The following is a 14,114-nucleotide window of genomic DNA, read 5'->3' as shown; positions in this document are numbered from 1 at the left end:
CATCGTCGTCGTCGTTTTGGCGATAGCGGCGCTGATCAAGTATCTGTTCTACCGCTGAAGTCTTTGCCCATGCCGTGGGCTGATCCACGGCATGGGCCGGATTTGCGAGAAGAGCCGAACCGCTGCAAATCCGGATTTATTCGAGGCCTCAGATAAATCCTCGCTTGGCGAGGTTGCGCATCAGATGCGAGGTTCCGAACGTCCATGGCGCGCATTCGGTCGACAGCAGCACGCGGTTGCTAAGCGATCCGAGCTTGTTGTTGGAGATGGTGACGATGTCGCCGACCTTGTGGGTGAAGCCTTGCCCGGGCGTATCGCGGTCTTCGACGGGGGCAAAAAGCGTTCCCATGAACAGCACGAAGCCGTCCGGATATTGATGATGGCGGCCGATGGTCTGGGAGACGAGGTCGAGGGGATCGCGGCTGATTTCCTTCATCGATGAGCGCCCATGCAGCACGTAGCCGTCTTCGCCTTCGACCTTCAGGTCGAGATCGGCGCTGCGCACGTCGTCCAGGCCGTAGGTCTCGTCGAACAGGCGGATGAAGGGGCCGATCGAGCAGGAAGCATTGTTGTCCTTCGCCTTGCCGAGCAATAGCGCAGACCGGCCCTCGACATCGCGCAGATTGACGTCGTTGCCGAGGGTGGCGCCCTTCACACGGCCCCGGCTGTCGACGGCAAGCACGATTTCCGGCTCGGGATTGTTCCATTTGGAGATCGGATGCAGGCCGACATCCGCGCCTTGCCCGACCGAGGACATGACCTGCGATTTCGAAAAGACCTCCGCGTCCGGCCCGATACCGACTTCGAGATATTGCGACCACACACCTTCCTCGATCAGCGCCGCCTTGACCTTGGCCGCCTCGGGAGATCCGGCTTTCAGGTTGCGCAGGCTGTCGCCGATCAGCGCGGTCACCTTGCCGCGGATCGATTCGGCAAGGTCTGGATTGCCGGCCGCGCGCTCCTCGATGACGCGCTCCAGCATCGAGCGGGCAAAGGTGACGCCGCAGGCCTTGATCGCCTGCAGATCGATGGGCGCGAGAAGATGGACGGACGAAAGATCGGCCTTGACGGCCAGCAAGTCGCTGAGCTCGGCGATGGCTTCGCCTTTCTGCGCGCGAACGAAGGCAACCGGATCGTCCCTTTCCAGTAGGTCGCGCATGGTCGGTGCATCCTTCGACGTGATGTCGTAGAGCGTGCCGTTCCGAACGGTGACGAGGGCAGGGCCTTGCACATCCGGGCGCCAGATGCGGCCGACGAATGTTCCGGTTGTGAATGTATCTGAGCTCGTCATATCGTTCGTCTCCTCCAAACTGCGAGTGTTTTCTAACCCAGGCGAATTTGCTTTGCCATCGGTTATCGATGCGACATTCGCCAGCGTTTTGGATTTTCATTTTCTCCGGCGCGGTAAAAATGCAAGGCCCCACGGCAGTGCCGCGGGGCCTTTTGGGCCGCAAGCCGGGAGAGAAAGGCTTTAGGCGGCCTGAACCTTGCGATTGCCGCGCGCCCATTCGGGCAGCCAATCGCCATGAGCGACGAGCAGTTCGTCAACCAGCGACCAGATCTGGTCGAGATCGAGCTCGGCTGCCGTGTGCGGGTCCATCATCGCGGCGTGATAGATGTGCTCGCGGTTCTCGGTCATCAGCGCTTTGACAGTCAACTCCTGCACGTTGATGTTCGTGCGGATGAGGGCCGTCAGCTGCGGCGGCAGGTCGCCGACATAGGTCGGCTGGATGCCGGAGGCGTCGACGAGGCAGGCGACTTCCGCCGCGCAATTGAACGGCAGCGATGTGATGCAGCCATTGTTGCGGACGTTGCCGTAAATGACGGAAGGTTCGCCGGTCCAGACCGAATTGATGATCGAGGAAGCATATTCCTTCGATTGCTTGACCTCGATCTTCTCGGCCGTGCGATATTCCTCCGCCTGGCTTTTCCAGCGCGCTACCTGCTCGATGCAGCGCTTCGGATATTCGTCGAGCGGAATACCGAATTTCTCGATCAGGTCCTCACGGCCTTCCTTGATGAAGTAGGGTGTGTATTCGGCGAAGTGCTCGGAGCTTTCGGTGACGAAATAGCCGAGCCGGGTCAGCATCTCATAGCGCACCTTGTTCGGGCAGCGCGCATTCCAGCCGGGCTTCGGCGCACGCCCCTCGCGATAGGCACGGACGAGATCTGGATAGAGATTGCGGTAGGAACCATCTGGCTGGCGGTGCTCGAATTCGAGATAGAAGGCCATGTGGTTGATGCCGGCCGAGCGATAGCGGATTTCCTCATAGGGAATATCGAGATCGTGCGCCAGTTCCATCGCCGTGCCCTGCACGGAGTGGCAAAGGCCGACCTGCTTGATCGTGGGGTATTTCTCGCCGATCGCCCAGGTATTGATCGCCATCGGGTTTACATATTGCAGCATGATCGCGTTCGGGCAGACGGCGAGCATGTCCTCGCAGATCTTCCACAGATGCGGAACCGTGCGCAGGCCGCGCATGATGCCGCCCACGCCGAGCGTGTCGGCGATCGTCTGGCGCAGACCATATTTCTTCGGCACTTCGAAATCGGTGACGGTGCAAGGCTCGTAGCCGCCGATCTGGAAGGCGACGACGACGAAGTGTGCGCCGTCAAGCGCCTTGCGCTGGTCCGTAAAGGTTTCGACCGTGGCCGGAGCGCCAAGCGTCGAGGCGAGCTTGCGGGCAACGATGGCGCTCTCGTCCAGCCGTTGCGGATTGATGTCCATCAGCGCGATCCTGGCGCCGGCAAGTGCCGGACGCTGCAAGACGTCGCCGATGATATTCTTCATGAAGACGGTCGAACCGGCTCCGATGAATGTGATCTTGGGAGTGCCTGTCATTTCAAAATCTCCTGGATGCTATGAAGCCACCTCGAACGCCGCTCTGACAAGGCGTTCGGTGTAAGCGGTCTTGGGATGCGACAGAACCTCTTCGACCGGCCCTTCCTCCATGATCTTGCCGTGCTGCATGACGATGACGCGATGGCAAAGGGCGCGGACGACCTTGAGGTCGTGGGAAATGAATAGGTAGCTCAGACCTTTCTCGTCCTGCAGTTTGCGCAGGAGGTCGATGATCTGGGCCTGAACAGAAAGATCGAGCGCGGAGGTCGGCTCGTCGAGAAGGATGAATTCCGGTTCGAGCGCGATGGCGCGGGCAATCGCAATGCGCTGGCGCTGGCCGCCGGAAAACTCATGCGGGAAGCGCGAGAGAATGTTGGCCGGCATGCCGGCGCTGACGAGCGCCTCCTTGACGCGCTCCAGCCGCTCGGCCCTGTTTGCGCCGAGATTGTTGACCACCAGCCCCTCGGAAATGATCTGGCCGATGGTCATGCGCGGATTGAGCGACGAGAACGGGTCCTGAAAGACGATCTGCATGCGCGAGCGCAATGGCCGCATTTCAGCGCGCGAGCACCCATGGATCGGCTGCCCGTCGAAGAAAATCTCGCCGCCATCGGCATCGATCAGGCGCAGCAGCGCCTGCCCGAAAGTGGTCTTGCCGGAGCCGGATTCACCGACCAGACCGAGCGTTTCGTGTCGGCGCAGCTCGATATTGAGGCTGTCGACGGCGACGAGCTCGCGCATGTCGGGCTTAAAGAAGCTGCCGTGGCGCAGCATGAACGCCACCTTGACGGATTTGCCTTCGAGGACGGTATCGCAGTTCGGCGGCAGCGGCTTTGCCTGCCCGCGCGGCTCCGATGTCAACAGATGCTGCGTGTAGGGATGCTGCGGATTTGCGAAGAGCGCTTCGGTCGTGTTGTGCTCGCGCATTTCGCCATTCTGCATCACATAGACATAGTCGGAGAACTGGCGCACGACCGTCAGGTCATGGGTGATCAGGATCACCGCCATGCCGAGCTGTTTCTGCAGGTTGCGAATGAGGTTCAGGATCTGCGCCTGCACGGTGACGTCCAGCGCGGTCGTCGGTTCGTCGGCGATCAGCACGTCCGGATCGTTGGCAAGCGCCATGGCGATCATGACGCGCTGGCGCTGACCACCGGAGAGCTGATGCGGATATTGCTTCAGCCGCGCTTCGGGATCGGGAATCTGCACCTGCTTCAACAGGTCGAGAGCTCGCTTCTCGGCATCGCGGCGGCTCACCCTGCGATGGACACGGATCGCTTCGACGATCTGGCTGCCGATGGTGTAGATCGGATTGAGCGAGCTCATCGGCTCCTGGAAGATCATCGAGATGCGGTCACCGCGCAGCTGCCGGCGCGCGCGCTCGGAGAATTTCAGCACGTTCTTGCCGTCGTAATGGACGGCGGACTTGTCGGAGACGACGGCGCGTTTGGTCAGCAGGCCCATAACGGTGCGGGCCGTTACCGATTTTCCCGAGCCGGATTCGCCGACGATGGCAATGGTCTCCCCGCGATAAAGCTGGAAGGTGATGTCCTTGACGGCATCGACCATGCCGTCCTCGACCTTGAACTTGACGGCAATGTTGCGGGCGTCGATGACGGGCGAAGCTGTCTTGTTCGCGGCATCGAGCCGCGTGTCGGGAGCGAAGGAATTGACGAGTGCAAGAGCCATATCCGTTCTCCTCTCAATAGGGATCGATCGCGTCGCGCAGGCCGTCACCAAGGGCATTGAAGGCGAAGACGGTGACGAGAACGAAGGCGACGGGGGTGAGTATCCAGGGGTAGGAGCCGATGACCGAATAGGTCGACGTATCCTGCAGCATCAGGCCCCAGGAGATCAGCGGCGGTTTGACGGCAAAGCCTAAGAAGCCGAGGAAAGATTCCAGCAGCACCACGCTCGGGATCGCAAGCGTCACGGTCACGATCACATGGCTCATGACGTTCGGGAAAATATGCTGCAGGATGATGCGCCAGTCACTCGCGCCGACCGCCATGGCCGCACGGACGTAATCGATCCGTGCCAGCGCCAGCGTCTTGCCGCGAACCTCCCGCGACATCTGCGCCCAGCCGAGCGCCGACATGACGATGATGACGAAGGCGAGGAATACGTTGGTCGGTGCCGTCACGGGGATCAGCGAGGTCAGCGCCAGGTAGAGCGGCAGCTGCGGAAAGGCCAGTACCACTTCGACGAAACGCTGGATCCAGGCATCGAGCGTGCCGCCGAAATAGCCCGATATCATGCCGACCGCCGTACCGACGACGGTGACGATGGCAACGACCGTCAACGCGATCATCAAAGAGATGCGCGAGCCGTAAATGGCGCGCGAGAGCACATCCCGGCCGAATTTATCCGTGCCGAGGAAATGGACGAGGCCGCCGTCGGTGGCGCCGAAGAGATGCCGGTTGCCGGGTATCAGCCCGAAAAGACGGTAGGGGTCGCCCTTGACAAAAAAGCCGAGCAGGCGGGGATGGTCGTAATCCGGGCCGACGATCGGCTGGAAGGTTACGGGATCGAGGTCGCTGGTCTCGGCGAGGGCGTAGACCCGAGGCTGGAAGACGAAATTGCCGTCCTTGTCGTGAAAGCTGATGATCTGCGGCGGCGCGAAGCCGGTATCGGTCGCCTTCGGATCGAGCGGTGCGACGAATTCGGCAAAGACCGCCATCAACAGGAGCAGAACAACGAGGGTGAGGCCGCCCATACCCGTCCAGGAACGCTTCAGGCGACGCCAGACCAGCGCGATGTAGCTCTCGTTGCCGCTCTTCTGCTTGATCTTTTCTTCGGGCAGGGGCGGGGAGTTGCTGAAGGCCAGCATCAGTGGATCCCTCCTTGTTGACGCACGCGCGGATCGAGCAGGGCAAGCAACATATCGGCGATGATGTTGCCGATGATGAGGGTTGCCGAAAGCACCATCATGAAGGTTGCGGTCACATAGACGTCGCCGACCGCCATCGAGCCGACGATCGCCGGTCCAACGGTCGGCAGCGTGAAGATGATCGCGGTCTCGATTTCGCCGGTCAGCATATAGGGCAGGACCACGCCCTGATACATGATCAAGGGATGCAGCGCATTCGGCACGGCATGGCGCATGACGACGGCGCCGCCGGAAAGGCCCTTGGCGCGCGCCGTTTCCACATATTGGGCATTCAGCGTGTCGAGCAGGTTGCCGCGCATGATGCGCATATTGTAGGCGAGGCCGCCAAACGTGGCGATCGCGACGACCGGCCAGACATGCTTGACCAGATCGGCGAATTTGGCCCAGGACCAGGGCGCACCGCCATATTGCGGCGAGAAGAAGCTGCCGATCTCCGAAACGTTGAGCTGGAAGACGAGAAGATAGACGATGATCAGCGCCATCAGGAAGCGCGGCACGGTCATGCCGAGGAAGGAGATGCCGGCGAGCAGATTGTCGATCCAGCTATATTGCCGCGTTGCGGCCCAGATGCCGAAACCGATGCCGAGAATGGATGCCAGGATGTGGCACACCAGCGCCAATGCGAGGGTGCGCGGCAGGCGCTCGCCGACGACGTCGGCCACCGGCTTGTTGTAGACCATGCTGTAGCCGAAATCGCCCTTGGTGACGATGCCGCCGATCCAGTTGAAATACTGGACGACCATCGGCTTATCCAAGCCATGTTCGCGGCGGTAGGCCTGCGCCTGCGCATCGGCCTGTTCGAAAGACGCGCCGCCTTGGTTTATCAGCTGCGAGCGGATGTAATCGGCATAGTCGCCCGGCGGTGCCTGTATGATGGCGAAAGTCACCACGCTCAGGATCAGGAGCACGGGAATAGCGGACGCTATGCGAACGAGCAGGAATCGTAACATCGGACGGTTCGCTTCTCTTGATGCTGTCGACAATCTCGATCCGGTGAGGACGATATGCGCCAGCGGTTCATGTTTGCCCGGCGATGCTGATCGCTGGAATGCTTCAGGTTTCCATGGCAGCCGGCGTCATGCCGGCTGCCATGGGGTCGGTTGGAACCTTATTTGATCGGGCCGGCGCTGCCCGGGGCGCCCGGCAGTTCCTGGGGGAACAGCTCGTATTTGCCCTGCTTGTCCGCCGCCACCCAAAGCCGTTCGCGGATGATGGAATCTTCGGCCCAGTTGAACAGGAAGATCGGCGTACCCGGAGGAACGTTGGAAAAGCGCTTGTTGATGATGAGCGCGCCCGGATACTCGGTCAGGCCGATATTGTAGAGATGCCCGGTCGAGATCTTCTGGAACTGCTTCATCAGAGCCACGCGCTCGTCATTGTCCTTCGAGGTGATGAACTTGCCGATGATATCGACCATATCCTTTTCGAAGGGCATCAGATCCAGTTGGCCGCTTTCCGGGGCACGGTGGTTCCAGCTCGTGCGCGGGCCGACCGGCGCGAGCTGCTCGGTGTTCTGCACGACCGAGGCAAGCTCGGTGGTGTTGCGTCGCACCATCCAGTCGAAGCGGCCGCTGTAGTTAGCATCGTCGCGCTTGGGACCGACCAGCGCGTTGATGATGACCCGCAGTCCGAGCTTTTCCATCTGGCTGACGACGCCCTCGGCAAGGCTCTTGTCGGTGGTATAGTCGCTGCTGACGAGAAGGGTGATTTCCACATCCTTGCCGCCGTTGACGCCGGCCGGGAAGTTGACGATGCCGTCGCCGTCGGTGTCCTTCAGCCCAGCCTTTGCGAGTTCGGCCTTCGCAGCAGTCAAATCGAACGGGTAATAGACGGTGGAGTTGCGATCATAAAAGCTGCTGCCGGAAGACAGGCCGCCCGGATAGATCGCCGTGAACGGTCCCTTGACCAGCGATTCCCCGAGCGCCTTGCGATCGAGCGCCATGGTCACGGCCTTGCGGAAATCCTCGTTGCGGTTCAGGTCGCGCACTGCCTGCGCACGGTCGTCCGGATTGCCCCAGCCATTGCCGGAGAAGTTCATCTGCAGGTTATAGCCGATGAGGCGGGGACCGAAGGCGAGGCGAGCCGGGGCATCCGGCTGTGCGGCGCGCTTCAGCGAGGCAACGAAGTTTTCCGGCTGCTCGAGGTTCGACAGGTCGCCCGAGCCGGCAACCGCCTGCACATCGCGGTCTGCCCAGGTCGAGAGTTTGTAATGCAGCTCATTGAGGTAAGGCAGCTGATTGCCCTTCTCGTCGACCTTCCAGTAATAGGGATTGCGGCGCATGACGATGATATCGTCGGAACGATATTCGACCGGCACCCAGCCACCCATAACCGGCATGTTCATATATTCCGGCGGGAAGGCGTTCTTGAACTGATCGTAGGTATTCTTGGAATATTTCGGGTGCTGCGGCTTCAGGATATGCGACGGCCCCGGGCAGAAGCTGGGATAGGCCATCGTGTAGAGATATTGCTTCGGGAATGCGTCCTTGAAGGTCCATTCGACCGTGTAATCGTCGATCTTCTTCAGCGTCGTTCCCTCGCCGAACGCCTCCGGCGATGCACCGCCGCCAAGCGGCGAGACATTCGGGTCGATGACCTCGTCATCCCAGTAGAACATGATGTCGTCGGCGTTGAAGGGCACGCCATCGGACCATTTCGCGCCTTCGATCAGGTGCATGGTAAGCTTGTGGCCGTCCGGCGACCATTCCCAGCTCTTGGCGAGGTTCGGCAGCGGTTCGGTATCCTTGGCTTCCACCTGGAAGAGAGGAGCCGTGCGCGTCAGGCATTCCGAAAGGGCGATATCAATGCCGCCCCAGCCCTGGGTCTGACCGGCGCCATAGTTCCAGCCCTCAGGGCGGCCGCCGATGACATGACGCAGCGTGTCGCCATAGACGCCGATGCCGTCAGGCATATTGCCGGTCTTGAAAACAAGCGGCTCCTTCGGCAGGCGATCCTTGACATCAGGCAGCTTGCCGGTCTTGACGAACTTCTCCGTCACCCAGGCGGGCTCGTGATATTCCGGCAGCGCCTTGAATTCCAGAATGGAGTTGCGCTCGACATATTTGATCTTTCCTTCCGCCGGGAAGACCGGTGGAACGGGCGGCACTGTCGGTTCGGCCGCGTAGGCGCTTATGGCGATCGCGGATGTGGCAATCGTCAATGCGGCCAGAAGGCCGATCGGTCGAAAATGTCTCATCTTGTTCTCTCTCCCAAATCGCGAGTGTTCCGTTTGAGGCCTCGCGTTCCTCCATTGAAACGGAAGAGGGTTGCCATGGCGGGATCTCCCCTGAAATCTCGCCATGGTCCTTATCTTCCGATCTGCGTGTTCGTCAGCCGGCCTGCTTCAGCGCGGCTTTCTCTACCCGCAACTCCTCGATCGAACGGACATTGCGGCTTGCCGCACCCTTCCAATCGCGCGTCTTGACCTTTCCGCGCGACAGGCGCTCCTTCGCCTCATCCACGGCATGTGCGTATTGCGGCAGCCAGCGTGCCTCGGCGACGACCATTTCGTCGACCATCTGCCAGACCTCCTCCGGTGTGGCGATCGCACCGACCAGCGGGTCGTGCAGAACGGCAAGCTTCAAGAGGTCGATATCGCCGCTGATGGCGGCATGGACCGACATGCGCTGGACGTTGATGGAGGAAATGCAGGTGGCCGCACACGCCTCCGGCAGCGTGATGCCCGCCACCATGTTGATGCCGAAGCGATCGACGAAGCCTGGCGACTCGATGATGGCGTCGCTTGGCAGGTTGGTGATGACGCCATTGTTCTTGACGTTGAAATGGCCGCGATAGACGCGGTTGGTTTCCAGCGCTTCGAGAATATGACTGGCGTGTTCGTTGGAGCGACGGGCAGGGTCGATGGGCTGCGAGGCGCCGTCGAGGATCTGTTGGAATTCGGTCTCGAACCAGTTGCGCGTCTCGGTGGAGTGGCGCAGGTAGCCGCCGGTCTCGCCATGGATCCAGTCCGACATATCGATCCACTTGTTGATCTCGTCGGGACGCTTGCGATACCAGGGCAGATATTCGGACAGGTGACCGTTGCTCTCGGTCGAATAGACGCCGAAACGCTTCAGCACGTCGATGCGCAGCTTTTCCTGCTGCGAATAGACCGGATGTGCCTCGAAGGCCGCGATCAGCTCGTCCTTGCCGATCTTGCGGCCGTTGAGACGCAGGTCGACGAACCATGTCTGGTGGTTGATGCCCGAGCAGATATAGTCGAGTTCGCGCTTGTCCTTGGCGCCGAGCACTTCGGCGATCTGTTCGGCGCCGTGCTGGACACCGTGGCAGAGCCCGATCGTGTCGACCTTGCCGTATTCGATGGCCGCCCAAGTGTTCATCGCCATCGGGTTGGCATAGTTCAGGAACTTGGCACCGCTCTCGGCGACCTCGCGGATATCCTTGCAGAAATCGAGAATGACCGGGATGTTGCGCTGGCCATAGAGAATGCCGCCGGCACAGATGGTATCGCCGACGCACTGGTCGATGCCGTATTTCAGCGGAATGCGGATATCCTCGGCATAGGCCTCCAGTCCGCCGACGCGCACACAGCTGATGACGTAGCGCGCGCCTTCCAGCGCCTTGCGGCGATCCGTTGTGGCGGTGACGCGCGTCGGCAGCTTGTTGGCCTCGACGATCCGGTCGAGGATCGCCTTGATCATCGTCAGATTGTGCTCACTCAGATCCGTCAGCGCGAACTCGACGTCGCGGAATTCCGGCACGCAGAGAATGTCGGTAAACAGCTTTTTCGTGAAGCCGACGCTGCCGGCGCCGATAATAGCGATTTTGAAACTCATGATCCTCACCTTCAAGTCGGTAGAACGAGCAGCCGCAGGGAAGAAAACGACATTTCGCCCTATGATCGCAACAGTTGCGAAACAGGCCGAAATTGTGGCTTTTTCTCCAATCGCCGATCCTCAACGGCGGTCAAGCGCTGTTTTCTGAGCGGGATTATGCCTATAATCACCCAGCCGAACAGAGAACTATTATGCTTTCAAGGGTAATTTTGTGCTGCACAAATTGATCGATAACGGACAGGTTATGCGGACGGTTTCGCTGCCGCGCGGCCGCCACCGGCTGCATGCCATGCCGACCAGCGCCGGATACGAAATCCGACACGACGAACCCTATGATTGGGACGGCCGCCGGCGCGGCCAGACGCCGTTCACCGTACTTCAGCACACGATCAGCGGCACCGGTCGATTGCGCTATGAAAACCGCAACTATCGTGTGAATGCAGGCGATACGCTGCTGGTGCTCGTGCCGCACAATCATCGCTACTGGCTGGAGAAGGGGGAACGCTGGGAATATTTCTGGATCTCGATGAATGGCGAGGAGGCATTGCGCATCCATCGGCTGATCTTGGCCGCCGCCGGCCCCGTGTTGAAGCTGCAGCAGGCGACCATCGATCAACTGGCCGATTGCGGCCTGCGGCTCGTCAATGGCGCCACGACGCCCGCCTCGGCTTCCGCCATCGCCTATGAGGCGGCCATGGTGCTTTATGACGACGTCTTCGGCTCGCACGCCTTTGCCGCCGACCGCTCCGTCATGCAGATCGTCATCGACCATATCGATGCCAATCTCGACAAGCCGCTTCCCGTCGATGAGTTGGCGAAGGTGAGCGGCCTCAGCCGCGCGCATTTCTCGCGGGTCTTTGCCGAAAGCGAAGGCCTGCCGCCGGCGGAATTCGTGCTGCAGCAGCGCATGCAGCGGGCGGCGAAACTGCTGACGAAGGCCGCGTTCATTCCCGTCAAGGAGGTGGCGATCATGACGGGCTTCGATGATGCCAATTATTTTTCCAAGGTGTTTCGCCGCATCTACGGCATCAATCCAACGGAGTTCCGCACTACCGGCATGTATGCCGCGGTGCGCAGCCCGGTCGAGGAGGCGAAGAACGGGCGAAACCGATAGGTCATTGCGAGGCGGCTGACGCCGCCTTCGTTTGCCTGCCGGGGAATATCGACCTCAGGAAAATCGAAATCCGCCAACCGGTCGCATTGCGCCTCGGTGGCGAGCCTGTATACATATCGCCCCGCGGCGCTTGTGCCTTCCTCGCCGCGCGCCTGATTTCCAAGCAATATCTGTTCGTCCCCCGATGCGACGGGCTTAATCGATAGGATTGAATATGCGTTCTGTTGTCGCCTTCAACGAATCCTGGACGTTTCATGAGGGATTTTCGCCCGCAGATGTCGGCCGCCCGCAGGAAGGGGAAAGCGTCACGCTGCCGCATACGGCTGTCGAACTGCCCTTCAACTATTTCGACGAGAAATCCTATCAGCGCGCCTTCACCTATCAGAAGATAGTGAATTGGGAGGAGGCATTCGCCGGGCGCGAGGTATCGCTGATCTTCGATGCGGCCATGGCCGATGCCGTCGTTTATCTGAACGGTGAGGAGATTATTGCCCACAAGGATGGCTATACGCCCTTCGCGGCGCGCCTGACCGGCCGCCTGCGTCAGGGCGAGAACCTGATCACGGTCAAGATCGACGGCAGCGAGAACCCGCAGATCCCGCCTTTCGGCGGCCGGATCGATTACCTGACCTATGCCGGCATCTATCGCGATGTCTGGTTGAAGCTGACCGATCCCGTCTCGGTTTCCAACATCAAGGTCGAGACTGGCAATGCCCTTTCCGATCTCAAATCCGCGACCGTACGCTGCGATATCTCCAATCCGCAAAATCTCGTTTTAAAGGGCACGGTGACCGTTACCCTGCGGTCCGCCGATGGCGCGGCCATCGCTTCGGGGCAGGCTGGCACCTCCGGCGAGAGCGTGATGCTCAGCTTTGATGGCCTTGCAGGAATCTCGCTTTGGGATCTCGATAATCCCGCTCTCTATTCCGCCGAGGTGGAGCTTGTAAGTGATCACGGGACGGATCGTCACGCCACGGCGTTCGGCTTCCGCACAGCGAGCTTTACCGCCGAAGGTTTTCTGCTGAACGGCAGGAAGTTGAAGCTGCGCGGCCTCAACCGTCATCAGGCCTTTCCCTATGTCGGTTACGCGATGGGCCGTTCAGCCCAGGAGCGTGACGCCGAAATCATGAAGCGCACGCTGAAATGCAACATCGTGCGCACCTCGCATTATCCCCAGTCGAAGTGGTTCCTCGACCATTGCGACCGCATCGGCCTTCTGGTCTTCGAAGAAATTCCCGGCTGGCAGCATATCGGCGATGAGGAATGGCAGCAGGAATCGATCCGCAACGTGCGCCGCATGATCGAGCGCGATTGGAACCATCCCTCGATCGTCATCTGGGGCGTGCGCATCAACGAATCCCAGGATTCGCATGATTTCTACGCCGAAACGAACCGGTTGGCGCGCGAACTCGATCCGACCCGCCAGACCGGCGGCGTTCGCTATATTACCGAGAGCGAGCTGCTCGAGGACGTCTACACGATGAATGATTTCATCCTCGGCAACGAGGAGCTGCCGGGCGCCAACCGGCCGCGCACGCCGCTGAGGCCGCAGCAGGAAAACACCGGTCTTTCCAAGGACGTGCCTTATCTGATCACCGAATTCGGCGGCCATATGTATCCGACGAAAATCTACGATCAGGAGCAGCGCCAGGCTGAGCATGTGCGCCGGCATCTGGAGGTCCTGAATGCCGCCTACGGCGATCCGTCGATATCCGGCGCCATCGGATGGTGCATGTTCGATTACAATACGCACAGCGATTTCGGCTCGGGCGACCGGATCTGCTACCATGGCGTCATGGACATGTTCCGCGAGCCGAAATTCGCCGCTTACGTCTATGCCAGCCAGTGCGAACCGTCCGAAGAGATCGTCGTGAAGCCGGTGACGATCTGGGCACGCGGCGAGCGCAATATCGGCGGTGCCCTGCCGCTGATCGTGCTTACCAATTGCGACGAGGTCGAGCTGCGTTACGGCTCGCTGACCAAGCGCCTCGGCCCGGACCGTGAGACATTCCCGCACCTGCCGCATCCTCCCGTCGTCTTCGATCACCGTTCCTTCACGCCGGACGAGCTCGGCGTATGGGGGATGGAATGGGAAGACGTGTATTTCACCGGCTATATCGGCGGCAGAAAGGTCGTCGAGCAGCATATGGTCGCCAATCCGCTTCCGACGTCGCTTCAGGTGGAGGCCGATGCCGATACCTTGCGCGCAGGCGAGCGCGACACGGTGCGTGTCATCGTGCGTGCGCTCGATCAGGCCGGCTCGCGTCTGTCTTTCCTCAATGAGGCCATCACGATCAAGGTCGAAGGCCCGGCGAGGGTTATCGGGCCGGAAACGGTGGCATTCCAAGGGGGATCCACGGGCTTTTGGCTGCAGGCGACGGGCAAGGCAGGCGCTATCAAGCTCGAGGTTGCCTCACCGCGCTTTGCCAGCCAAAGCCTGAGCTTTACCGCGAAATAAGCGACCGGCCGGCT

Annotated in this window: 9 protein-coding genes; 2 read left to right on the top strand and 7 right to left on the bottom strand. The window is 60.6% G+C overall.

The features are described from left to right. Positions 1 to 148: 148 nt before the first annotated feature. The 7 genes from ACPYOP_RS01650 to melA (ACPYOP_RS01620) all read right to left on the bottom strand — a co-directional run bounded on the left by ACPYOP_RS01650 (position 149) and on the right by melA (ACPYOP_RS01620) (position 10,528). The gene (locus ACPYOP_RS01650) at positions 149 to 1,291 is read right to left on the bottom strand and encodes a fumarylacetoacetate hydrolase family protein (protein WP_481408650.1); all 1,143 of its coding nucleotides are present in this window, start codon (positions 1,289 to 1,291) and stop codon (positions 149 to 151) included. A gap of 180 nt (positions 1,292 to 1,471) precedes the next feature. Beyond that, the gene (melA, locus tag ACPYOP_RS01645) at positions 1,472 to 2,842 is read right to left on the bottom strand and encodes an alpha-galactosidase (protein WP_481408649.1); all 1,371 of its coding nucleotides are present in this window, start codon (positions 2,840 to 2,842) and stop codon (positions 1,472 to 1,474) included. Positions 2,843 to 2,860: 18 nt separating this feature from the next. Next, positions 2,861 to 4,531 (bottom strand): ABC transporter ATP-binding protein, encoded by a 1,671-nt coding sequence (locus tag ACPYOP_RS01640; RefSeq protein ID WP_481408648.1) that lies wholly within the window; start codon positions 4,529 to 4,531, stop codon positions 2,861 to 2,863. A 13-nt stretch (positions 4,532 to 4,544) separates the two neighbouring features. Continuing rightward, positions 4,545 to 5,672: an ABC transporter permease gene (locus tag ACPYOP_RS01635; protein WP_481408647.1), complete on the bottom strand. Its 1,128-nt coding sequence runs from the start codon at positions 5,670 to 5,672 to the stop codon at positions 4,545 to 4,547. Then, on the bottom strand, positions 5,672 to 6,682 hold the full coding sequence (locus ACPYOP_RS01630) for an ABC transporter permease (protein ID WP_481408646.1): 1,011 nt from the start codon (positions 6,680 to 6,682) through the stop codon (positions 5,672 to 5,674). The genes ACPYOP_RS01635 and ACPYOP_RS01630 overlap by 1 nt, the downstream gene beginning before the upstream one ends. 158 nt (positions 6,683 to 6,840) lie before the next feature. After that, complete coding sequence (locus ACPYOP_RS01625) at positions 6,841 to 8,928, bottom strand: ABC transporter substrate-binding protein (protein WP_481408645.1); 2,088 nt, start codon at positions 8,926 to 8,928, stop codon at positions 6,841 to 6,843. Between the two features lie 133 nt (positions 8,929 to 9,061). After that, on the bottom strand, positions 9,062 to 10,528 hold the full coding sequence (gene melA, locus ACPYOP_RS01620; protein WP_481408644.1) for an alpha-galactosidase: 1,467 nt from the start codon (positions 10,526 to 10,528) through the stop codon (positions 9,062 to 9,064). A 244-nt stretch (positions 10,529 to 10,772) separates the two neighbouring features. On the opposite strand from melA (ACPYOP_RS01620), the gene ACPYOP_RS01615 reads away from it, so the two are divergent. Continuing rightward, positions 10,773 to 11,642, top strand: coding sequence for an AraC family transcriptional regulator (locus ACPYOP_RS01615; RefSeq protein ID WP_481408643.1), 870 nt, complete (start codon positions 10,773 to 10,775; stop codon positions 11,640 to 11,642). 214 nt (positions 11,643 to 11,856) lie between these two features. Then, complete coding sequence (locus ACPYOP_RS01610; protein WP_481408642.1) at positions 11,857 to 14,100, top strand: glycoside hydrolase family 2 protein; 2,244 nt, start codon at positions 11,857 to 11,859, stop codon at positions 14,098 to 14,100. The last annotated feature ends 14 nt before the right edge of the window (positions 14,101 to 14,114 follow it).

The organism is Rhizobium sp. KNZ2-6A (assembly GCF_056755475.1).
The sequence above is the reverse complement of the archived record's forward strand: the minus strand, read 5'-3'. Positions and strand labels throughout refer to the sequence as shown.